Genomic DNA, 20,387 nt, shown 5'->3' on the forward strand with positions numbered 1-20,387 from the left:
CTGGTGGTCATGGCGAGGTGTCAAACACCCGATCCCATCCCGAACTCGGCCGTGAAAAGCCTCCGCGCCAATGGTACTGCGTCTTAAGACGTGGGAGAGTAGGTCGCCGCCAGGTCACTCAGGCTCAAGAGACGTCAAACCGAAGCATAAACGCTGGCATCTTCGCACACATCGGAAACGCCCCGGCTCACATCAGCCGGGGCGTTTTGCTGTTGGCGCTTTTTGCTGTTGGCTTACCGGCGTTGGCGCAACTGCCGTACCGCCAGCGCTTCGGGAACGCTGCCGGGTGTCGCTGGGTTACCTCGTGGCGACACCAACAGACGGACCTTCGATGACCCTGCAGCAGTTCATGGCCTTTGCGTTGGTGGGCATCGTGGTGGCGATGCTGGTCTGGAACAAGCTGCGCTTCGACGTGGTGGCGGTGCTGGCCCTGCTGGCCGGCGTATTCCTGGGACTGATCCCGGCGAAGGACGCCTTTTCCGGCTTTGCCGACGACATCGTCATCATCATCGCCTCCGCCCTCATCGTCAGCGCCGGGATCGCCCGGTCGGGCGTGATCGACGCGCTGGTCCGCCCGGTGGCAGCAAAGCTGAACACACCGACGCGCCAGATCGCCTTCCTGTCCGGATCGGTGGCCTTCATGTCGGCCCTGATGAAGAACATCGGCGCGCTTGCCATTTTCCTGCCGATCACCATGCAGTTGGCGCGGCGGCACCGCACCGGGGCGCATCGCGTGCTGATGCCGATGGCGTTCGCCTCTCTGATGGGTGGGCTGATGACGCTGGTCGGCACCTCGCCCAACATCATCGTGTCCCGCGTGCGCGAGGAAATCCTCGGCAAGCCCTTCGCCATGTTCGATTACCTGCCGGTCGGGCTTGGGATCACGTTGGCCGGTCTGGCCTTCCTGATGTTCGGCTGGCGCTTGCTGCCTCAGGACCGTAGCGGTGCGCGCTCCGCCGAAGAAACCTTCGCCATCGAGAATTACGCCAGCGAGATGAGGCTGCCGGCGGCGTCGGCCTTCGTCGGCCGCACCGTCCGCGACATCGAGGCCCTGGCGGAGGGTGAGGCGCAGGTGATCGGCCTGATCCGCGAACGCTTTCGCCGTTACGTGCCGGACAAGCACTGGGTCCTGCTGGCCGACGACATCCTGGTGCTGGAGGGCGACGCGCCGGCCCTGCAGCGTCTGGTCCAGGCCGCCTCGCTGGAACCGCTGGGCGTGCTGGAGGGAGTGGATGGCGAACTGCTGGCGGTCGAGGCGGTGGTGACGCCGGACTCGCCGCTTGCCGGCCATTCCGACCGCCGTCTCGACCTGCGGCGGCGTTTCGGCCTCAGCCTGCTGGCGGTGAGCCGCGCCGGCGAGCGGATTGCCCAGCGCCTGCACCATGTGGTGTTCCGGGAGGGTGACCTGCTGCTGCTCCAGGTGCCGGCGGAGCGCTATCCCGATGCGCTTGCCGACGCCAACCTGATTCCGCTTGCCGAGCGTCGCCTGCAGTTGGGTCGGCGCCGGCCGATGTGGGTGCCAGTCGGGATCGTCATCATCACCATGCTGGTCGTCGGCTTCCATCTGGCCCCGTTGGCGGTCACCTTCCTGGCGGCGGCAACGGCGATGATCGTCACCGGGGTGCTCAGCGTCGAGGATGCCTATCACGCGGTGGAGTGGCCCATTATCATCCTGCTGGCCGCGCTGATCCCGGTCAGCGGCACGCTGGAGAGCACAGGGGCGACCCAGGTGATCTCCACCCTGCTGGCCGATGCCGCGCGCGGCCTGCCGGCGGTGGCCTGCGTCACGCTGGTCATGGCGGCGGCGATGGCGGTCACGCCTTTCCTCAACAATGCGGCGACCGTGCTGGTCATGGCGCCGATCGGCGCCGGGGTGGCTCAGCAGCTGGGCCTCAGCCCCGATCCGTTCCTGATGGCGGTTGCCGTCGGTGCCGGCAGCGATTTCCTGACTCCCATCGGCCATCAGTGCAACACGCTGGTGATGGGCCCCGGCGGTTACCGGTTCAGCGACTATCCCCGGCTGGGGTTGCCCCTGTCACTGCTCATCCTGACGCTGGGCACCTGGCTGATCGTGATGGTCTGGCCGCTTGGGGGATGAGGGAGGAACAACGGTCCCCGGCCGGATGTTGCCCATCGCCGCCTCCCATCGCCGGCCCCCGACGCCAAGGGGCAGGCCCGACCAATGAGGAACACGACCGTGCTGGTTTCCGAGATCATGGCGAAAGCGCTGGAGTTCATCGCCCCCGACGCCACCGTACAGGAGGCTGCGACCCTGATGGGCGAGCTGGATGTCGGCGCGCTGCCGGTCGGGTCGGCCGAAGACCTGCTGGGCATCCTGACCGATCGCGACATCCTGTTCCGGGTGGTGGCGGAGGGCGGCGACAGCACGCGGGTGCGGGTGCGCGAGGTGATGTCCAGTTCCGTCTTCAGCTGCCGCGACACCGACACGCTGGCGACGGCGATGGACATCATGGGCGCCTACCATGTGCGGCGCCTGCCGGTGCTGGACGAGGCGAAGCAGGTCGTCGGCTGGCTGACGCTGAGCGACGTGTCGCGCCGGCTGCTGCTGGAAACCAACACGATCCGGAACGCACTGGGCGAACTCAGCGCCAGCGGCCAGGACGTTTGATGGCAGGACGTCTGATGGGGGCGGCTACAGCCGCAGCCCCATCTGCCGGTTCAGCCGCACCACCAGATCGGCGGGAAGGCCGAGGCGTTGGGCGAGGTAGCGCAGGTAGGAGCGGTTGATCGGCGCGTTCTTGTCGACCGCGGCCAGGGAGACCGCGTAGAAGCGGGCGGCCAGGCGCGGACTGTCGACCTGCCGGACCAGCTCTTCAAGGCACTGCGGTTCTTCCAACGAACTCTCAAGCGCGCGCTGGTCCTCCTCGTCGAGGGCACTGCTGCGCAGCTTGCCCCTGATCCGACCGAGTTCCATGCCGTCCAACTTGCCATTCGCGTGGGCCGCGGCGGCCATGGCGCGGACCAGCAGGCGCGCCTCATCCGGACTGGCGGATCCAAGATCCGCAGGCGCGCGGTCGTGCAGCTGGTGGCGGTTGCGCAGATGGGCGTCCAAGATCTGCCGGGCCAGCATCTCGTGCAGCACCGGTTGGTGGCCCAGGCGCGACCCCAGCGGGCTGGCGTCCGCTTCCGGCTCGCCGGTGGGAATGGCGGTGGGAATGGGGGCAGGTGGGGACTCCGGCGAGCCGCCGAACAGGCGCTTCAGCAGGCTGGGTTTCTGAAGTTCCGTCATCAGGGGGTTCCCCCGTTGGCCCCGGCCGGCCGCTGCATCGCACTGTCGATCTGCGTCAGCAGGCGGGAGAAGTCGACGGGCTTGGGATGGTAATCGTCGCAGCCCGCCTGCAGAGTCTTTTCGCGGTCGCCGGACATCGCGTGGGCGGTCAGGGCGATGATCGGGATCGCGGCCGTCTCTTCGCCCGCCTTCAGTTCCCGGGCGGCGGTCCAGCCGTCGATGACTGGCAGGTTCATGTCGAGCAGGATAACGTCCGGCCGCTCGCTGCGCGCCATCTCCACCCCCTGGCGCCCGTCGAAGGCGAGCACCACGTCGAACCCCCGCCGTTTCAGGCGACGTGACAGGAAATCCCAGATTTCCTCATGGTCCTCGACCAGCAACAGCTTAGCCATCGGTTCCTCCCATTCCTCCCGGCGCGTCGGCGGCATCCTCCACGTTTCCGGAGGCCGGCCGTAGGCGCGCGATCGCGTCCTTCAGCTCTTCGATCATTTCCGCCGATCCGTCCTCCGTCACCGGGATGATGTCGCGGACACGGCCGCGCAACTCCTCGGCCTCGTCGCGGCCGATCGCCTGGGGGGCGGCCATGACGATGACGGGGATGCCGCTCCAATCCGGATCGCGGCTCAGCGCCTTGAGGAAGGCGAGCCCGTCCATGCCGTCCATGAAGGGGTCCAGCAGGATCACGGTCGGCCGGACGGCGGCAAGCTGGCGGAACGCCTCCTCCTCCGTCTCGGCTTCCCGGACGTCCCAGCCGTCGCGGCCGAGCTCCGCCCCCAAAAGGGCGCGGGTCTCGTCCGCCTCCATCAGAACAAGCGCGGTGCCCGGAGCCTGTCCGCAGAGGCCGCTCAGCACGCGGTGCAGGCGCTGCCAGTCCACCGGCTTGGTGAAGTAGTCGGCGGCGCCCAACGACAGCGCCAGCCCCTTTTCCCGGCGGGAAGAGATGATGATGACGGGGATGTCGGCCAGATCGGGCTCCGCCTTCAGCAGCGACAGCACCGACCAGCCGTCGGTCCGCGGCATCATCACGTCGAGCAGGATGGCACGCGGCCGGATTTGCCGGGCGATCGACAGGCCGGTCTGGCCGTCCGCCGCCAGCGCCACGCCGAAGCCTTCGCGGTGCAGGAAGCGGGCGAGCAGCTCGCGCATCGCCTGTTCGTCGTCGATGATCAGGATCGTCTCGCGGGCGGAAGGCGCGGGTGTGGTCTGGTCAACCGTTACCGGTGAAGGATCGGAATGGCGGTGTGCCTGGCCGTGCCGCAGGTCGGCGGGCAGCCGCAGGATGAAGCTGGTGCCCTTGCCGGATGCGGTTTCGACCGCGATCTCTCCGCCCAGCATCTCCGCGAAGGCCTTGGTGATCGCCAGCCCCAGCCCGGTCCCGCCGAAGCGGCGCGTGGTGGAGCTGTCGGCCTGCATGAAGCGTTCGAACAGCCGGCGGACCTGCTCCGGCGACATGCCGATGCCGGTATCGGTGACGCGGAAGACCACCATGTCTCCCGCTGCCATGTCCCCCGCTGCCGCGCCGGCGTCTGCCGCGGTGTGCTCGACCGACAGGGTGACGGTGCCGTTCTCGGTGAATTTGGCGGCATTGCTCAGCAGGTTGAACAGGCACTGCCGAACCTTCACCACGTCGGTGTGCATGCGGCCCAGCCCGTCCGTCACCTGCACCTCCAGACGGTTACCCTTCTTCGACACCAGGGCCTCGACCGTTGCGGCGACCTCGCGGGTCAGTTCGGCGATGTCGGCGTCCTCGCCATGCACCTCCATCTTGCCGGCTTCGATCTTCGAGATGTCGAGGACGCCGTTGATCAGGTTCAGCAGGTGACGGGCGTTGGCCTCGATCTTCTCCAGGTCGGGCAGCATGCTGTCGACGCCGAGATCGGCCAACTCCTCCTCCAGCATCTCGGTGTAGCCGATGACGGCGCTCAAGGGTGTGCGCAGCTCGTGGCTCATGTTGGCGATGAACAGGCTCTTGGCCCGGTTGGCCTCCTCCGCGGCGAGGCGGGCGGCCTCCAGCTCCTCCTCCGCCCGCTTGCGGGTGCTGATGTCCTGCATCGCGCCGATCATGCGCAGCGGCTGTCCGATGGCGTTGCGCAGGACGAAGCCGCGGTCGAGGATGCTGGCATAGCTGCCGTCGGCACGGCGGAATCGGTATTCGTCGTTCCAGCGGGTGCCGCCGCCGTCGATCACAGCATGGATGCCGGTCACCACATGGTCCTGGTCGTCGGGGTGGATGTGGTCCATCCACCAGGCGGCGGCGGTCTCCGTGGCATCCTCGCCATAGCCGAAGAGGGTGCGCACCGCCTCGTTCCAGTGGATGCGGTCCGATGACAGGTTCCAGTCCCAGATGGCGTCGTTGGTCGCCCGCGCCGCAAGCCGGTAACGCTCCTCCGTCTCGCGCAACGCCTCCTCGGCGCGGCGGCGGGTGGTGATGTCGGTGTGGACGCCGACCCATTCCTGCACGGCGCCGTTGCCGTCCAGAAGCGGGACAGCGCGGACCAGCATGTCGCGGTAGACGCCGTCGTGACGGCGCAGCCGGTGTTCGGCCTTGTAGATCGTCCGTCCCGTCCGCGCCGCGCGCCAGGCCTCCGCCGTGTGGGGGCGGTCGTCAGGGTGGATGGCGTCGGTCCAGCCGGTGCCCTTCAACTCTTCGAAATTTTGGCCGGTGAAGGCGCTCCAGCTCGGCTGCGGAGCGGTGAAGCGCCCGGTTTCCGACGTGCTCCAGACGATGGCGGCGGTCGCCTCCACCAGCGAGCGGAACCTCTCCTCGCTGACGCGCAGCCGGTCTTCAGCCCGCTTGCGGTCGGTGGTGTCCCAGGTGACGCCGATCAGGCTCAGGCTGCGTTCGGGTGTGCTGTCGGTCACGATGCCGCGCGCCACCGCCCAGCGGACCTCGCCCGACGGCAGGAGGATGCGGAACTCGGCGTCATATTCGCCGCGTTCCCGCCGGGCGGTCTCGATGATCTGCCGGATGTGGGGCTGGTCGTCGGGGTGCACGCGTCCGGTCACGTCCGATCCGCAGAGCGGGCGGTCGGGCGGGAACTCCGCCGTGAAGTCGAAGATCTCGCGCAGGCGGGCGTCGGCCTCGATGCGGTCCTCGTCCAGGTTCCACGACCATGCGCCGATCCGTGCGGCGTTGAGCGCCAGTTGCAGCCGCCGCTCCGCCTCCACCACGCGGGCTTCGGCCCGGCGCTGCTCGGTCACGTCGGTGTTGGTGCCAAGCCAGCGAAGGATTCGCCCATCGGGACCGCGGACCGGCACGGCACGGGACAGGAACCAGCGGTATTCGCCGTCGTGCCTGCGCAGGGGGAAGGTGTCTTCCCACGGCTCCTCCGCCCGGATGGCACGGAAGAAGCCGTCGGAGGCGCGGTCGACATGGTCGGGATGGTGGACGATGCGCCAGTTCCAGCCCTCCGTCTCCCCCGGCTTGGTGCCGGTGAAGTCGTACCAGCGCCGGTTGTACCAGTAGATCGCGCCACCGGCGTCGGCCATCCAGGTCAGCTGCGGGATCAGGTCGGCGAGGCTGCGGAACTGCTCCTCGTTCTCGCGCAGCAGAGCTTCCGTCCGGTGGCGCTCCGCCGCGTCGCGGGCGCGGTCGATGGCTCCGCCGAGCAGGTTGGCGAAGCCCTGGAGGAAGGCGGCGTCGGCGGCGTCGAAGCGCCCCACCTGCCGGCTGTCGACCTCCAGCACGCCGAAGGGTTCGCCTTCGCCGCGGATGATCACGTTGATGGCGCTCTTCACCCCATGCTCGGACAGGAGAGCCGGGCGTCGGAAGCGAGGTTCGGTGCCGAGATCGTTGGATATGACGGGCTCGCCGGTCTTCAGGGCGTATCCGGCGGGGGATGCAAGGTCGGCACCGACCGTCCGGCTTCCGACGACGCCGGGGTTCCAGCCGACGCCCGCGCGGACGAGCAGGCGGTCTTCGACCGTCCCGTCGCCGTCACTGTCCCGCACCCATTCCAGGGCCTTGCACAGCTCCGTTCCCAGCCCTTCGGCACACAGGCGCGTTGCCTCCTGCAGCAGCGTGCCGATGTCCGTGCTCTTCAGGGCGGCCATGCCGAAGCGGGCCAGCAGATCGTGCTGCCTTTCCCTGCGGGTCAGATCTTCGGCGAGCCGGCCGGCATCGGATGTGTGGTGCAGGGAGGTGTCGGTGAGGGAGATCGGAGCGGAGGGCATGAACCGTGGCGGCCGGGGAAGGGTACGCAGACAAGAACAGTGCTCGGCACCATTCGTTCGCAACGGCGTGATGGGTACCGCTCCCGCCCCGGGATGGGGACGGCGGCCGATGTCCCGATGGAACGGACCGGTACTCTCCCTTTGCGATACGACCAGTGAACGGATGCGCAATCGGCGAAAGAGACTGTTGAGGAATGGGGCCGGCCTCTCTTGGCCCCGTCATCACCGATCTTCCAAGCCCGTCACCTGTTCTGGCCCGTCACCTGCTCCGGAGTGTTCATCGAATGGCCCGTGTCACCGTCGAGGATTGCGTCCTTCTGGTCCCCAACCGTTTCGATCTGGTCATGGTGGCGGCTCAGCGGGCCCGTCAGCTCGCCAGCGGAGCGCCGCTGGCGATCGACCGGGACAACGACAAGAACCCGGTGGTCGCCCTGCGCGAAATCGCGGAGGAGAGGCTGTCGCTGCCCGAGTTGCGCGAGACCCTGATCCGCGGCCACCAGAAGTCGGTCGAGGCCGACGAACCGGAAGAGGAGATCGCCGAACTGATGGCGGATGAGAACAACTGGATGCACACCACCGACAACTCGCTCGCCGACGAGGATTCCATGAGCGACGCGGAGGAGGACATCACCGAGGACGACGACATCGCCTCCGAAATGGACCGCAATCCGGGCGCCGCCTTCGACATGACCGAGGATGACGCGGTCGGCAACGATGCCGACGGCGATGTCGGGCCATAAGCGCGGGGCGCGAGCCATGACGGTGTCCATTCAGGGAGAGGTGACCGGATGAGGAGGATTTTCACCACCGGCCTGTCCGCGATGGCCCTGTCCGCCGTCGCATTGTCAGCTGTGGCGGTCGGCGCCGGAGTCGTGGGGAAGCGGAGAAGGCATCAGGCGGCGAGCCGGGCATATCCCGCATCGCCCGCTCCCCCCGCCGAGTCGCTGGACCGGGCGATGCGGGATGTCGTCGCTTATGGTCTCCTGCCGGCGGGGGCGCTTGCCGGGCTCGCGGACTGGCTGGTCCACCGCAGGATGGACATCCAGCATACGGCCGGGGCCAAGGAATCGCTGATGCACATCGTGATGTCCGGACAGGCGGCGATGCCCGGCCTGGCGCTGCTTCTGCTGGAGACCAACCCGCGCAGCCTGGCACTGATGGCCGCCGGCCTGCTGTCGCACGAGGCGACCATGATGGCGGATCTGCGCTACGCCATCGCGCGCCGGCCGGTCCCCCCGGTCGAGCAGAAGATGCACGGCATTCAGAACATGGTCCCCGCCGTTCCGCTCGCCATGGCCGCCGCCAGCTACCTCGCGCGACGCCGCGAGGGGATGGAGCCGGAGCCGGCGCTCCGCTTCCGCCGCGACATTCCTCCCGCCCATCTTGCCGTCATCGCCGCCGCCATGCTGGTGGACGGCGCTGCCTATGCGGTGGAACTCGCCGAAGGGCTGCGGGAGAATGGCGGACGGCTGGTGCCGGACCGGCGGGGGAAGCCGGTCAGGGTGGCTGCGGCTCAGGATTTGTGAGCCCTCTCCCCGGCTTTCCATGCCGTTTCATCCGGGCCGTCTTACCGGCTGGCACGCACCGCCGACAGCAGGCGCGGAATGTGGCGGGAGAGCCCGATGGCGATGCCGGCACCGTGGAGCATTGCCGTCGACAGCAGGAAGCCCAGGCTGTAGAGGACCGGATCGGCCGCCTGAGGCATCTCGGCGCCGTGGGCATGGCCGTGCAGGACGGCGAAGGCACCGACCAGCAGCATTCCGGCCACCACCGGCACCCGCTTGTTCAGCAGCACGAGCAGGCCCAACACCGTGACGGAGGCGGCGATCCCGGCCTCCACCGCCGGCAATCCGATACCGGACATGCCGAGAAGGGCTCCCCCCGCCAGCATGGCGATGAAGGACGCCGGCAGCAGCCAGATCGCCCGGCCGCCATTCTGCGCCGCCCAGATGCCGACGGCGACCATCGCCAGCAGATGGTCGATGCCGTTCAGCGGGTGGAGCAGCCCTTCCTGGAACATCGCGTGTCCGGCGTGGCCGGTGTGGGCAAGTGCCGGAAGGGCGAGCGCCACCGCAAGAAGGCCGGCGAGGCCGGCGGAAAGCAACCTGTTCATTGCTAACGATCTCCTGTGAATGCCAGCTGTGCTCTTTGCCGACTGTGCTCATTGCCGGGATCAGCCGATCAGGGAGGCCTTCAGATGGCCCCGTCCGTCCTCCGCCTCGTCCAACTGGCGAAGCATGTCGAGGGTTGTCAGCGCGTCGGCCTCCGTGATCCGGGACAGGGCGAAGCCGAGATGGACGAGCACCCAGTCGCCGATCCAGGCGGCCGGCGGCTCATCCGGGCCGGCGAGGCAGGAGAGGTTCACCTCCCGCTCCTCGCCCAGCATCTCGGCCAGGACGGTCATTCGTCCGGCATCGGCGACGGCGAGGATGCGGGCCGGGACACCAAGGCACATGGCGGGGCTCCTTCGTCGCGGCGGTCAGGCCACTTCCAGTTCGACAAGGGTCAGGTCGTCACCGCCGCGCGGGCTGAGGCGCTGACCGCCGCAGGTCGGACAGGGGGCGAGCCGTGACGGCACCTCCCGCTCGCAAGCGCAGTCGTCGCACCAGACGAGACCCGGCGGCTGGACGATGTCGACCGCCGCCCCATCGGCCAGCGTGTCGCGACGGACTACATCGAAGGCGAAGCGCAGAGCCTCCGGATCGACGCAGGCGAATTGACCGACCGCCAGCCGGATGCGGGTTACGCGCCGGAAGGCGTGCCGACAGGATTCCTCCTGCAGCAAGTCAAGCAGCCGTTCGCACAATGATAGCTCATGCATCTTCCGTCTCCGCCTCGTGGAAGATATCACCACAGGCGAAGTGTGGCAAATCGTAAAACAGAAGATATACAGGAAAATCCGTAATCACTTCTGAATGATAAGTATATTCGATCACCCGATAAGCCGATTTTATTTTGAGATAGTTCGGTAAATATTGGCAGTGAGCCGTAATGCCGCATGTCGTTCCGCCGCGCGCCGGTGCAAGATCGTGGGGCGAGCGCCGGTCTGATCATGGCGCCGGGACCAATGCTCCAGCTTCGGCGTTATAACGGTACGCTGTGGCGGACCGTTCGGCCGGCGCTCGTCCTCACCCCGCCTTTCATCGCAGCCAGGGGCTCTGCCACATCATGGATCACGCCACCGCCTGCGCGGCCCCGACCTCCGCGCCGCTTTCCCTGGCGCAGCCGCTGTCGCGTCATGGCATCCGGATGGTGCCGGCGACCGTCTGCACCGGATCGGACACCGACGACCGCGAAGAGAAGATCATCGACGAGGTGCCGGTCGGCCTGGTCTATGCCGGCGACCTCTTCGCCGTCATGCTGGCGACCCCGACCGACCTGGAGGATTTCGCCACCGGCTTCTCGCTCAGCGAGGGGATCGTCGGCAGTGCCGACGAACTGGCGATCACCGCAATCGACGAGCTGACGGACGGCGTGCGCCTCCGCATGGAACTGCCGGTGGAAAGGCTTGCGGCACTGCTGCGGCGCAAGCGCAACCTGATGGGCGGGTCCGGCTGCGGCCGTTGTGGCACCGACAGCTTTGCGGAGACGCTGCGGCCTCTCGATCCCGTCCGCTCCACCGCTCGCATCGCGCCCGACGCCATCCGCCGTGCCGTGGCGGCCCTGCCGTCGGGGCAGACCCTGAACCGGCAGACCGGGGCCGTCCATGCCGCCGGCTTCGCCCTTCCCGACGGGCAGCTGGTCGCCGTTCGCGAGGATGTCGGCCGGCACAATGCGCTCGACAAGCTGATCGGCGCGCTGGCCCGCGCCGGCATCGACCCGACCGGCGGTTTCGTCGTGGTGTCGAGCCGCTGTTCCTTCGAGATGGTCCACAAGACCGCCGCCGCCGGCATCCCGCTGATCGCGGCCATTTCCGCCCCGACATCGCTCTGCGTCGGTTTTGCCGAGACGGTCGGAGTGGGGGTGGTCGCCTATGTGCGCGACGGCCGATTCACCGTCTACGCCGTGCCCTCCCGCGTCGCTATGCTCGCATGAGCGCAAAATCCCATGGGCCGGTTCATCGCCGGCCCGCGGGATTCCATTGCTCAGTGCGTCGCGGCAGGCCGCCCCATCACCGGCATCGCCTTGCGCGACGGCAGCGGGGTCAGGCCGCCCAGACCCTTGCGGTAGATCAGCCAATACACGCCGCCGACGAACACCGACCCGCCGACGATGTTGCCCAGCGTGGCGAACAGCAGGTTGTGCAGGATGCCGCCCGCCGTGATCATCGACACGTCCATTCCGGCCGGCACATGGCCGGTGATCTTCAGGACATAGGCCAGCGGCAGGAAATACAGGTTGGCGATGCAGTGCTCGAACCCGGCGGCGACGAAGGCGGCGACGGGCAGCGTCAGCGCCACGATCTTGTCGGTCACCGTGCGGCCGGCATAGGCGAGCCACACCGCCAGACAGACCAGCAGGTTGCACATGATGCCCTTGAAGAAGATCGTCACCGCGTCGGGCGCGATCTTGCCGATGGCGAGCTTCAGGACGGCCCCGCCGACCGCGCCGTTGTTCATCTCGGCGTGGTGCGACATGAAGATTAGGAAGACAAGGCCCAGCGCGCCGACCGCGTTGCCGATCCAGATCGTCGCCCAATTGCGCAATACCTGCGCCGTGCTGATCTGGCCGTTCGCCCGCGCCATCACGATCAGGCAGTTGCCGGTGAACAGCTCCGCCCCGCCCACCATGACGAGAGACAGGCCGAGCGAGAAGACCAGCCCGCCCAGCAGCCGCTGGATCGCGAAGCTGAGGGCGGGATCGGCCAGCACGATGACGAAGAACATGCCGCCCAGCCCGATGCCGCCGCCGGCGACCACCGCCAGCATGAAGCTGGGCAGAAAGGGCATCGTCGCCTTCTTCACGCCGAGCTTTTCCACCTTGTCCTGAATCTCGGCAGGCGAATAGGCGTCCATGCCGAGCACCATCGAGTCTTTAGATGCAGGATCCGTTGCCATGACGGGGTCCTCCGCTTGTGTGGAGTTGTTCCGGACACGGTCTGTCCCGGCACCCGCCGACGGATGTGCAACGGTTCGTCGGCCAGGGGGAGGGGCGACCGGCAATTCAGCGCCGATCGGTGACGCCGTCGGCGTCTTCGTTGATGCCCGGAGCGCTGCGAAAAAGGACGCGGCAGACGCTCCGGGGTACTGGTTTCAGCCCACCGTCTCGTAGGCTTGGAAACCCTCGCCGCGGACGAGCCGGTCGTGCACGGCCTCCACGGAGTGGCGGACGGTGCTGGTCACGGGTGCGAAGAAGCTGGTGTCCTGCGGCTGGATGCCCAGGAACAGGATCTCGGGCACGGTTTCCCGCAGGCTGTCGATCAGGAAGTTCAGCGGGATGGCGTGGGTGGTGACCATGAACTGCTCGGCGACGCTGTCCTGCCCGATCAGGCGGACCTCGCCCGGCGGCAGTTCCATGTCGGCGGCGTCGACGATCAGCACCCGCTGCGGCGCCAGAGAGCGGATGTGGTGGGTGTGGTTCTCCGGGACATCCTCGCCGTCCACCACGGTCCAGCCGGGGGCGGGCTGCTCGTCGAGCAACTGGGCCAGCAGCGGGCCGGCCCCGTCGTCGCCGCGCAGGACATTCCCAACCGTGAATACGACATCGGTCATGACAGCCGTCTCCCCATCAGATAGATCGCGGGTTCGCGCCGGATGGCGTCCAGCGCCGTGCGCAGCCGGTCCAGCCATGCCGCCACGTCGGGCGGCGCGGTCGGCAGCACCGCCTCGATCGCCGCAATCAGCGGCCGGGTGTGGGTGCTGTCCACGGTGATCTCGCCGAAGCGCAGCAGGCCCGACAGCTTGCGGTGCGCCTCCTCATTGTCCTTCAGCGTTTCCAGAACGCGGTCGAACACCGCGGTGGTGCAGCGGAAGGCCGGCTTGAAGCAGTCGAACACGCCGATGTGATGCCCGATGGCCAGCGAATAATAGACCACCTGCCTGGCATCCTCCGGGATGTCCTCCTTCCGCTCCAGAACCTTGGCGTTCAGCTGGTAGAACACCACCTCGGGCGCCAAGCCGCGGCCGGCGCGCAGGCCGGGAATGGAGCCGGGATCGGCCTGTGCGGGGGTGCTCATGCCGCCTCTCCCCGGATCGCCTGCTGCACGACATCGACCAGCCGGCCGATGATCTCGGCGCGGCGCGGGTCGCGCTCCTCGGCAATCGCCTCCATCATGCATTCGGACAGGGTGAAGGATCCCGGCATGTGCGCATGCCCCTCCAGCAGTGCCATGAACTCCTCCGCGATGGCGCGACCCTGGCGGTAGCCGGCCATCCGCCGCGCCTCGCGTTCCAGCCGGACCCGCAAGGCATAGGGGATGTCGGGGTGGGGCAGGGCGGCCGTCTCCCCGGCGGCCTCGACATGGGTCTCGGCCTTCAGCTTCTGCTCCAGCAGGCCCAGCGCCACGGCGAAGCCGTGGATGGTCGCGGCCGGCGTCGGCGGGCAGCCGGGGATGTAGACATCCACCGGCACGATGTTGTCGGTGCCGCCCCAGACGCAGTAAAGGTCGTGGAAGATGCCGCCGGTGCAGCCGCAAGCGCCGTAGGACACGACGATCTTCGGATCGGGGGCGGCCTCATAGGCACGCAGCGCCGGCATCCGCATGGCACGGGTAACCGCCCCGGTGAACAGCAGGATGTCGGCATGGCGGGGCGAGGCCACCACCTTGATGCCGAAGCGCTCCGCGTCGAACACGGGGGTGATGGACGAGAAGATCTCGATCTCGCAGCCGTTGCAGCCGCCGCAATCGACACGATAGACATAGGCGGAGCGCTGGATGTTCTTCAGCAGCGCCTTCTTCATCGTGGCGATCTGTTCGCTGGTGGAGACCGGCGGCATCTCCGCCACCAGGGTCTTGGGGTTCACCGGGACGTTCATGGCGTGGTCTCCAGTTCCTTATTCATCTGCCGGCCGATCCCCATGCGGGCGATCTGGTGGACGTCCTGGGCGCGCTTGCAGGCCGGGCAGGTCGAGACGGTCAGGCGCAGCCGGTCCGCTTCCTCGGCGCTGCGGGCCGACTGGCTCAGCAGGCGGGCGACGTAATCGACCTCCTTGGCCGGGGCGAAGGCCTTGCCGCAGCAGGCGCACTCGGCCAGCGAGAACACCGCCTTGCGCGTCAGGTCGGCCTTGCTGCCGACTGCCAGCTCGAAATCGTCGGACAGGCGGATGGCGGCCGTCGGGCAGGACTCCTCGCAGCGGCCGCAGAAGACGCAGCGCCCGTAGTTGATCGACCAGGTGCGGGTGCCGGCCGCGGTGTCGGTCTCCATCTGGATGGCATTGGCCGGGCAGGCGACGGTGCAGGCCGCGCAGGCGATGCAGTCCTCCGCCCTGTGTTCCGGCTTGCCGCGGAAGTCCTTGCAGACCGGCATGGGAGCGAAGGGGTACTTGACCGTCGCCTCGCCCGTGCGGAAGATTTCCTTGAGTAGCTTGAGCATCGGTCGCCCCCGTTACTTCAGCGGTGAATCCGTGCGTTCGCGGCAGTAGCGCTCCATCTCCTTGTAGGCGATGGTCTTGGAGCGCTTCTTGCGAACGTCGACGACGGTCACGCGGTCGGTGCAGGAATAGCAGGGGTCGATGCTGCCCACGATCAGCGGGGCATCCGACACCGTATTGCCGCGCAGCATGTAGCGCAGCACCGGCCAGTTGTTGTAGGTCGAGGCGCGGCAGCGCCAGCGGTAGAGCTTCTGGTTGTCGCCGGTCATCGACCAGTGGATGTCCTCGCCGCGCGGCGCCTCGGTGAAGCCCAGCGCGAATTTGTGCGGGACATAGGTGAAGTCCTCGGTCAGCACCGGGCCGGCGGGCGCCTTGTCCAGCAGCTGTTCGATGATCCACAGGCTGTCGAAGAACTCCGCCACCCGCACCAGCGTGCGGGACAGCACGTCGCAGCCCTGCTCCACATGAACCGGCATGTCGAGCAGCTTGTAGCCGCCGAAGGCATGGTCGGCGCGGGTGTCGCGGCGATGGCCGCTGCCGCGCACCACCGGCCCGACCGGGCTGTAGTCGCGGGCGATCTGCGGGTCGAGCCTGCCGACGCCCTTGACGCGACCGCTGACGTTGGCGGTGGACAGCAGCACATCGACCAGCCGGGTCACGTCGTCGCGCAGCTCGGCGACCAGTTCGCGGGTCCTGGCCTGCTGGTCGCCCAGGATGTCGCGGCGGACGCCGCCGATCAGGTTCAGCGCATAGGTCTTGCGGGCGCCGGTCAGCAGCTCCGCCAGCGTCATCGCCTTCTCGCGCACGCGGAAGAACTGCATGAAGCCGGTGTCGAAGCCGATGAAATGGCAGACGAGGCCGAGGTTCAGCAGATGGCTGTGCATCCGCTCCGTCTCCAGCAGGATGGAGCGGATGGCCTGCGCCCGCGGCGGCACCTTGATGCCCAGCGCATTCTCCACCGAGTTCGCATATGCGACGCTGTGGGCGTAGCCGCAGATGCCGCAGACGCGGTCGGCCAGGAAGGTCACGTCATTGTAGCCCATCCGCGTCTCGGCCACCTTTTCCATGCCGCGGTGGACGTAGAACATGCGGTAATCGGCGTCGATGATGTCCTCGCCGTCGACGAACAGGCGGAAATGGCCGGGCTCGTCGGAGGTGATGTGCAGCGGCCCCAGCGGGACGACGCGGGTCTCCTGCTTGGCCTCGTTGATGAACTGATAGGTCTCGTCGTCGCTGGTCGGGGCCGGGCGCAGCCGGTAGTCCATCGAGTCCTTGCGCAGCGGATAGAGTTCGTCGGGCCAGTCGTCGGGCAGGACGAGGCGGCGTTCGTCCGGCAGCCCGACCGGGCGCAGGCCGAACATGTCGCGCACCTCGCGCTCTCCCCAGACGCAGGCAGGCACCCGCGGGGTGACGGAGGGGTATTCCAGCGTATCGGCCGGCACCTCGCAGCGCACCACCACATGGCACTTGTCGCCGCCCTCCATGGACAGGACATAGTAGACGGCGTAGGCGCCGTTCAGCGGCCGTTCGTCGTTGCCGACGACCACCGACAGCCAGCCGCCATGGTCGTAATAGAGGCTGGCGACCACATCGGGCAGCGATTGCGTCTTGACCGTGATGGTGACCTGGGCCTCGGTCTGCCAGGATTCATCCAGGATCGCATGGGGCAGGCTCTCGCGCAGGGAGGCGATATAGCCGCTCCCGACCCGTTCCGGAGTAATGAGGTTCATTTGGAAATCTCCGTCTGCGAGAGGCTGCCGGTCACCACCGGCCCAGCGGCGCGGACCGTGTCGTATTTTTGCCAGGGGGCGGCGACCACCGGGCGGCTGTCGCCGTTCATCACCACCGCGGTTGCCTGCTGGACGAGGTTGGACAGCGGCTGGGGCACGGCGAAGCCCAGCGTCAGCACCAGCACGGCCAGCACACCCAGCGGGGCCAGAGCCTTCCAGCCGACATCACCCTTGGCCATCGTCTCCGGGCTCTTGCCCAGCACGCTGTCGGCGACGATCTTCACCAGACCGGCGATGGTGATGCACAGGAACAGCGCGCACAGCGCCATCACCCAGCCATAGCCTTCGTTCAGCCCGGCCATGAAGACCATGAATTCGCTGACGAAGATGTTGAAGGGCGGGAAGCCGGCCAGCGCCAGGGCGCAGCCCATCATCAGCAGGCCGGTGGCCGGCGCCACCCGCAGCACGCCCTTCACCGCCCGCAGGTCGCGGGTGCCGTACTTCATCAGGACATTGCCGGCGCTGCAGAAGAACAGGGCCTTGGTGACGCTGTGGTTGATGGCGTGCAGCAGCGCGGCTGCGATGCCCAGCGGCCCGCCGACGCCGAGCGCCACGACGATAAGCCCGACATTCTCGATGCTGGAATAGGCCAGCTTGCGCTTCAGATCCTGCTGCACGAAGAACAGCAGCGACGAGACGCCGACCGACAGGACGCCCAGCGTCAGCAGCAGCATCTGCGGGAAGCCGACGCCGACCGTGCCGACGGTGATGACGTAGAAGCGGATGACGATCAGCAGCGCGCATTTCAGCAGCACGCCCGACAGCAGGCCCGACACCGGGCTCGGCGCCTCGGAATGGGCGTCGGGCAGCCAGGCATGCATCGGGAAGATGCCGGCCTTGGTGCCGAAGCCGATCAGGGCGAAGACGAAGGCCAGCTTGACCAGCATCGGGTCCAGCTCGGCGGCATGGCCTACCAGGGCCGTCCACAGCACCGCCTGATGCGGGTCGGCCAGCACGTCGGCGGCGTTGGAGAAGACCAGCACCGTGCCGTAGAGGCCGAAGGCGACGCCGACCGTGCAGATGATGACGTATTTCCAGGCGGCTTCCAGCGAGGATTTCTGGCCGTACAGCCCGACGAGGAAGGCGGAGCCGAGCGTCGTGGCCTCGATTGCCGCCCACATCATGATGATGTTGTTGGCGGTGACCGCCAGCAGCATGGTGAACAGGAACAGGCTGAAGAAGCCGTAATAGATGCGAACCTTGCCGGCGTCGATCATGCCGGCTTCGAGGTCGTGCCGGATATAGGCGATGGAATAGAGCCCGGTCAGCAGCCCGACCACGCCGATCAGCATCATGAAGACGGCGCCGAGCGCATCGACGAACAGCCAGTCGCCGAAGGCGGCGATGGCGCCGCTCGACAGCACTTGGATCAGCGCCGCGACGCTCAGCAGGAAGACGTAGGCGATGGAGCCCAGATGGATGCGCTCCAGCAGCGCCACGCTGCCCTGGTCGGTCGCCAACGCCTCGGGTAGCGACTCCTGGAACCGGGGCAGGGTCAGCAGGAACAGCGCCACCGCCAGCGGACCGATCAGCAGAAGTGGGGGAAGGATCGAGGGTACCATGGCGGTCATCCCTTCAGGCTCGTGAGCTGGCGCGCGTCGAGCGTGTGCAGCGTGTCGAAGATCCGCGATCCCAGCGCCGCCATCACCACCACCGCGAAGATGGCGTCGGTGGCGATGCCGATCTCCACCAGTTCAGGGGCGTTGGGGGCCAGCAGGGCCAGGGTCAGGTGCGACCCGTTCTCCATCAGGCAATAGCCGAACACCTGCTTCAGGATGTTCCGCTGCGCCACGATGCAGGCGAGCCCGATGAAGAACAGGGCGAGCGACACCGCCAGCGCCGGCTTGATCGCGTCGGCCGCCGGCAGCGTCACCTTGGACGCCACGCCGAAGCACAGGATGACCACGGCCGCAGCCCCGACGATGGACAGCGCCGTCGGCATCACCGCACCCGATCCGATGGCCGGGTCGCTGAGCTTGCGGAAGGCGCGGTACATGATGGCCGGGACCAGGATCACCTTGGTCAGCAGCGCGGTGAAGGACCAGAGATACAGCTCGCCCGACCCGGTGGTCCCCGCCAGCGCCACGAACAGCATCACCAGGATGAAGCTCTGCAGCGCGTAGAAGCGGGCGGAGTTGGCCGGATTGCCGGCGAGCGTGACCAGAAGGGAGCTGACGATCAGCAGGCCCGACAGGCCGTTGACGATGAGAAATCCGTTCATGACCGTTCCCTCCCTCAGCCGAGCCACGAGGCGGCGATGGAGCTTGAGACCACCGTCATCGCCACCAGGGCCACCAGCACGAACTTCATGCCGGCCGGCAGCGGTGCCGCCGCGGCCATGGTGGTGGACGGCTTGCCGGGCACCGAATGGCCCAGCCATTTCAGGAACCAGGCGAAGGAGCCGACCGACTCCGCCAGCGCGATGACGACCAGCAGCATCAGCGCCCAATGCTGCGCCCCGACTTCGAACCCGCCGGCGAAGATGGCGAACTTGCTGAAGAAGCCGTTGAAGGGCGGCACGCCGGTGATCGCCAGGGCGGCGCAGACGAAGGCGACGCCCAGCAGCGGCGATTTGGTGACGATGCCGCGCAGCGACGGCAGCAGCCGGGTGCCTGCGGTGTAGCTGAGCGCACCGGCGACCAGGAAGAACAGCGTCTTGGCGAAGGCGTGGTTGAAGATGTGCGCGATGGCGCCCTTGAAGGCGAGGTCGGAACCGAAGACCGACAGCGACAGCGCCAGCAGGATGTAGGCGAGCTGCGTGATGGTCGAATAGGCCAGCAGGCGCTTCAGGTCGACCTGCGGCAGATACATGAAGAAGCCGTAGACCAGCGTCAGCACCGCCATGATCGACCCGACCCAGCCGACGATCTCCGGCGCGCCCCCCGACGACATCAGCCCGCGGGCGAAGATGTAGACGCCGACCTTTACCATGGACGCCGCATGCAGGTAGGCGCTGACCGGGGTCGGGGCCTCCATGGCGTCGGGCAGCCACATGTGGAAGGGCAGCTGGGCCGACTTGCCCCAGGCCGCGAACAGGATCGCCAGCAGCACGACCGCCTTCATCCCCGGCGCCAGATCGGCGATGGCGGTGAGCGCGAAGGTGCCGGTCGACAGGAACAGCAGCGCCGCCGCGACATAGAGGCCGAGCGAAGCGACATGGGTGACCAGCAGCGCCTTGGCCGCCGACCGCAGCGCCTTGGGCGACTCGTAGTAGCCGATCAGCGCCCAGGAGCAGGCGCCCGTCAACTCGAAGAAGGCGAGCTGACCGACGACGGTGGAGCTGAAGACCAGACCGGTCATGGCGCCGATGAACACCAGCAGGAAGGCGTAGAAGCGCCGCCGGCCGATGTCGGGATGCTCGCGGTTGCCGGCGTTCAGGTAGGCGGCGGAATAGACCGCCACCAGCAGGCCGATGGAGATCACCGCCAGCGCGATCAGCACGCTGACGCTGTCCACCACCAGCCCGAGGATCGAGACCGATCCGAAGGAAATCAGCTCATAGGTGCCGCCGATCCTGCCGTCGCCGAGCAGCGACATGGCGAGGATGGCGATCACCGCGACGGTGGCGGCGGCGAAGCCCTGGCACAGCCATTTGGCCGATGCCCGTTCCGATGCCGCGATCGCCGCCGCACCGCCGAAGGGGACGAGGATGGCGGCCAGCGCCAACAGCCCGAGCGGTTCCGTGGGGAGTGTTATCATGATGC

Annotated in this window: 20 protein-coding genes and 1 rRNA gene; 6 read left to right on the top strand and 15 right to left on the bottom strand. The window is 67.6% G+C overall.

Annotated elements, in window-relative coordinates; genetic code table 11:
• The 3 genes from rrf (at position 1) to VD964_RS20205 (ending at position 2,629) form a co-directional block, all read left to right on the top strand.
• Positions 1 to 115, top strand: a 5S ribosomal RNA gene (gene rrf, locus VD964_RS20195).
• A gap of 216 nt (positions 116 to 331) precedes the next feature.
• Positions 332 to 2,098: an SLC13 family permease gene (locus tag VD964_RS20200; RefSeq protein WP_324870302.1), complete on the top strand. Its 1,767-nt coding sequence runs from the start codon at positions 332 to 334 to the stop codon at positions 2,096 to 2,098.
• 84 nt (positions 2,099 to 2,182) lie between these two features.
• Complete coding sequence (locus VD964_RS20205) at positions 2,183 to 2,629, top strand: CBS domain-containing protein (protein ID WP_324870303.1); 447 nt, start codon at positions 2,183 to 2,185, stop codon at positions 2,627 to 2,629.
• A gap of 24 nt (positions 2,630 to 2,653) precedes the next feature.
• Here the strand turns inward: VD964_RS20205 and VD964_RS20210 are convergent, their stop codons facing one another.
• The 3 genes from VD964_RS20210 to VD964_RS20220 are packed head-to-tail and all read right to left on the bottom strand — an operon-like array spanning position 2,654 to position 7,423.
• Entirely contained in the window at positions 2,654 to 3,250 is a 597-nt protein-coding gene (locus VD964_RS20210) for a DUF533 domain-containing protein (protein WP_324870304.1), read from the bottom strand.
• On the bottom strand, positions 3,250 to 3,642 hold the full coding sequence (locus VD964_RS20215) for a response regulator (RefSeq protein ID WP_324870305.1): 393 nt from the start codon (positions 3,640 to 3,642) through the stop codon (positions 3,250 to 3,252). Before VD964_RS20215 ends, VD964_RS20210 begins: the two co-directional genes overlap by 1 nt.
• The gene (locus tag VD964_RS20220) at positions 3,635 to 7,423 is read right to left on the bottom strand and encodes a PAS domain-containing protein (RefSeq protein WP_324870306.1); all 3,789 of its coding nucleotides are present in this window, start codon (positions 7,421 to 7,423) and stop codon (positions 3,635 to 3,637) included. The genes VD964_RS20215 and VD964_RS20220 overlap by 8 nt, the downstream gene beginning before the upstream one ends.
• Before the next feature lie 284 nt (positions 7,424 to 7,707).
• Here VD964_RS20220 and rpoZ point away from each other — a divergent pair, with 284 nt between their 5' ends.
• Together rpoZ and VD964_RS20230 are read left to right on the top strand one after the other, a co-directional pair.
• Entirely contained in the window at positions 7,708 to 8,163 is a 456-nt protein-coding gene (rpoZ, locus tag VD964_RS20225) for a DNA-directed RNA polymerase subunit omega (RefSeq protein WP_324870307.1), read from the top strand.
• A 48-nt stretch (positions 8,164 to 8,211) separates the two neighbouring features.
• Positions 8,212 to 8,949 (top strand): hypothetical protein, encoded by a 738-nt coding sequence (locus VD964_RS20230; protein WP_324870308.1) that lies wholly within the window; start codon positions 8,212 to 8,214, stop codon positions 8,947 to 8,949.
• A 41-nt stretch (positions 8,950 to 8,990) separates the two neighbouring features.
• Here the strand turns inward: VD964_RS20230 and VD964_RS20235 are convergent, their stop codons facing one another.
• From VD964_RS20235 to hypA, 3 genes are read right to left on the bottom strand one after another with little or no spacing between them, the layout of a single operon-like run.
• The gene (locus VD964_RS20235) at positions 8,991 to 9,536 is read right to left on the bottom strand and encodes a HupE/UreJ family protein (protein WP_324870309.1); all 546 of its coding nucleotides are present in this window, start codon (positions 9,534 to 9,536) and stop codon (positions 8,991 to 8,993) included.
• A gap of 60 nt (positions 9,537 to 9,596) precedes the next feature.
• Positions 9,597 to 9,878 (bottom strand): HypC/HybG/HupF family hydrogenase formation chaperone, encoded by a 282-nt coding sequence (locus VD964_RS20240; RefSeq protein ID WP_324870310.1) that lies wholly within the window; start codon positions 9,876 to 9,878, stop codon positions 9,597 to 9,599.
• Positions 9,879 to 9,902: 24 nt separating this feature from the next.
• On the bottom strand, positions 9,903 to 10,244 hold the full coding sequence (gene hypA / locus VD964_RS20245) for a hydrogenase maturation nickel metallochaperone HypA (RefSeq protein WP_324870311.1): 342 nt from the start codon (positions 10,242 to 10,244) through the stop codon (positions 9,903 to 9,905).
• Positions 10,245 to 10,591: 347 nt separating this feature from the next.
• On the opposite strand from hypA, the gene fdhD reads away from it, so the two are divergent.
• Positions 10,592 to 11,458 (top strand): formate dehydrogenase accessory sulfurtransferase FdhD, encoded by an 867-nt coding sequence (gene fdhD, locus VD964_RS20250; RefSeq protein WP_324870312.1) that lies wholly within the window; start codon positions 10,592 to 10,594, stop codon positions 11,456 to 11,458.
• A 50-nt stretch (positions 11,459 to 11,508) separates the two neighbouring features.
• On the opposite strand, the gene VD964_RS20255 is transcribed toward fdhD, so the two are convergent.
• The 9 genes from VD964_RS20255 to VD964_RS20295 all read right to left on the bottom strand — a co-directional run bounded on the left by VD964_RS20255 (position 11,509) and on the right by VD964_RS20295 (position 20,382).
• Positions 11,509 to 12,420 carry a formate/nitrite transporter family protein gene (locus tag VD964_RS20255; RefSeq protein WP_324870313.1) on the bottom strand — a complete coding sequence of 304 codons (912 nt, stop codon included), beginning with the start codon at positions 12,418 to 12,420 and terminating at the stop codon, positions 11,509 to 11,511.
• Between the two features lie 195 nt (positions 12,421 to 12,615).
• On the bottom strand, positions 12,616 to 13,074 hold the full coding sequence (gene hycI, locus VD964_RS20260; protein WP_324870314.1) for a hydrogenase maturation peptidase HycI: 459 nt from the start codon (positions 13,072 to 13,074) through the stop codon (positions 12,616 to 12,618).
• Complete coding sequence (locus VD964_RS20265) at positions 13,071 to 13,538, bottom strand: formate hydrogenlyase maturation HycH family protein (protein ID WP_324870315.1); 468 nt, start codon at positions 13,536 to 13,538, stop codon at positions 13,071 to 13,073. The genes hycI and VD964_RS20265 overlap by 4 nt, the downstream gene beginning before the upstream one ends.
• Complete coding sequence (locus VD964_RS20270; protein WP_324870316.1) at positions 13,535 to 14,338, bottom strand: NADH-quinone oxidoreductase subunit B family protein; 804 nt, start codon at positions 14,336 to 14,338, stop codon at positions 13,535 to 13,537. The genes VD964_RS20265 and VD964_RS20270 overlap by 4 nt, the downstream gene beginning before the upstream one ends.
• Positions 14,335 to 14,895 (bottom strand): formate hydrogenlyase complex iron-sulfur subunit, encoded by a 561-nt coding sequence (locus VD964_RS20275; RefSeq protein ID WP_324870317.1) that lies wholly within the window; start codon positions 14,893 to 14,895, stop codon positions 14,335 to 14,337. Before VD964_RS20275 ends, VD964_RS20270 begins: the two co-directional genes overlap by 4 nt.
• Before the next feature lie 12 nt (positions 14,896 to 14,907).
• The gene (locus VD964_RS20280; protein WP_324870318.1) at positions 14,908 to 16,623 is read right to left on the bottom strand and encodes a hydrogenase large subunit; all 1,716 of its coding nucleotides are present in this window, start codon (positions 16,621 to 16,623) and stop codon (positions 14,908 to 14,910) included.
• Complete coding sequence (locus tag VD964_RS20285) at positions 16,620 to 18,245, bottom strand: hydrogenase 4 subunit F (RefSeq protein ID WP_324870319.1); 1,626 nt, start codon at positions 18,243 to 18,245, stop codon at positions 16,620 to 16,622. The genes VD964_RS20280 and VD964_RS20285 overlap by 4 nt, the downstream gene beginning before the upstream one ends.
• Before the next feature lie 5 nt (positions 18,246 to 18,250).
• On the bottom strand, positions 18,251 to 18,904 hold the full coding sequence (gene hyfE / locus VD964_RS20290; protein WP_324870320.1) for a hydrogenase 4 membrane subunit: 654 nt from the start codon (positions 18,902 to 18,904) through the stop codon (positions 18,251 to 18,253).
• A gap of 14 nt (positions 18,905 to 18,918) precedes the next feature.
• The gene (locus VD964_RS20295) at positions 18,919 to 20,382 is read right to left on the bottom strand and encodes a hydrogenase 4 subunit D (RefSeq protein WP_324870321.1); all 1,464 of its coding nucleotides are present in this window, start codon (positions 20,380 to 20,382) and stop codon (positions 18,919 to 18,921) included.
• Positions 20,383 to 20,387 lie beyond the last annotated feature (5 nt).

The organism is Azospirillum sp. (genome assembly GCF_035628975.1).
Lineage (GTDB): Bacteria > Pseudomonadota > Alphaproteobacteria > Azospirillales > Azospirillaceae > Azospirillum.

Excerpts from the sequence above, each read along its gene's own strand:
- hycI (WP_324870314.1), bottom strand. The coding sequence starts at position 13,074 with ATGACCGATGTCGTATTCACGGTTGGGAATGTCCTGCGCGGCGACGAC.
- VD964_RS20215 (WP_324870305.1), bottom strand. The coding sequence starts at position 3,642 with ATGGCTAAGCTGTTGCTGGTCGAGGACCATGAGGAAATCTGGGATTTC.
- VD964_RS20230 (WP_324870308.1), top strand. The coding sequence starts at position 8,212 with ATGAGGAGGATTTTCACCACCGGCCTGTCCGCGATGGCCCTGTCCGCC.
- hypA (WP_324870311.1), bottom strand. The coding sequence starts at position 10,244 with ATGCATGAGCTATCATTGTGCGAACGGCTGCTTGACTTGCTGCAGGAG.
- VD964_RS20285 (WP_324870319.1), bottom strand. The coding sequence starts at position 18,245 with ATGGTACCCTCGATCCTTCCCCCACTTCTGCTGATCGGTCCGCTGGCG.
- VD964_RS20255 (WP_324870313.1), bottom strand. The coding sequence starts at position 12,420 with ATGGCAACGGATCCTGCATCTAAAGACTCGATGGTGCTCGGCATGGAC.
- fdhD (WP_324870312.1), top strand. The coding sequence starts at position 10,592 with ATGGATCACGCCACCGCCTGCGCGGCCCCGACCTCCGCGCCGCTTTCC.
- VD964_RS20235 (WP_324870309.1), bottom strand. The coding sequence starts at position 9,536 with ATGAACAGGTTGCTTTCCGCCGGCCTCGCCGGCCTTCTTGCGGTGGCG.
- VD964_RS20200 (WP_324870302.1), top strand. The coding sequence starts at position 332 with ATGACCCTGCAGCAGTTCATGGCCTTTGCGTTGGTGGGCATCGTGGTG.
- VD964_RS20280 (WP_324870318.1), bottom strand. The coding sequence starts at position 16,623 with ATGAACCTCATTACTCCGGAACGGGTCGGGAGCGGCTATATCGCCTCC.
- VD964_RS20220 (WP_324870306.1), bottom strand. The coding sequence starts at position 7,423 with ATGCCCTCCGCTCCGATCTCCCTCACCGACACCTCCCTGCACCACACA.
- VD964_RS20240 (WP_324870310.1), bottom strand. The coding sequence starts at position 9,878 with ATGTGCCTTGGTGTCCCGGCCCGCATCCTCGCCGTCGCCGATGCCGGA.
- rpoZ (WP_324870307.1), top strand. The coding sequence starts at position 7,708 with ATGGCCCGTGTCACCGTCGAGGATTGCGTCCTTCTGGTCCCCAACCGT.
- VD964_RS20205 (WP_324870303.1), top strand. The coding sequence starts at position 2,183 with ATGAGGAACACGACCGTGCTGGTTTCCGAGATCATGGCGAAAGCGCTG.
- VD964_RS20295 (WP_324870321.1), bottom strand. The coding sequence starts at position 20,382 with ATGATAACACTCCCCACGGAACCGCTCGGGCTGTTGGCGCTGGCCGCC.
- VD964_RS20275 (WP_324870317.1), bottom strand. The coding sequence starts at position 14,895 with ATGCTCAAGCTACTCAAGGAAATCTTCCGCACGGGCGAGGCGACGGTC.
- hyfE (WP_324870320.1), bottom strand. The coding sequence starts at position 18,904 with ATGAACGGATTTCTCATCGTCAACGGCCTGTCGGGCCTGCTGATCGTC.
- VD964_RS20270 (WP_324870316.1), bottom strand. The coding sequence starts at position 14,338 with ATGAACGTCCCGGTGAACCCCAAGACCCTGGTGGCGGAGATGCCGCCG.
- VD964_RS20210 (WP_324870304.1), bottom strand. The coding sequence starts at position 3,250 with ATGACGGAACTTCAGAAACCCAGCCTGCTGAAGCGCCTGTTCGGCGGC.
- VD964_RS20265 (WP_324870315.1), bottom strand. The coding sequence starts at position 13,538 with ATGAGCACCCCCGCACAGGCCGATCCCGGCTCCATTCCCGGCCTGCGC.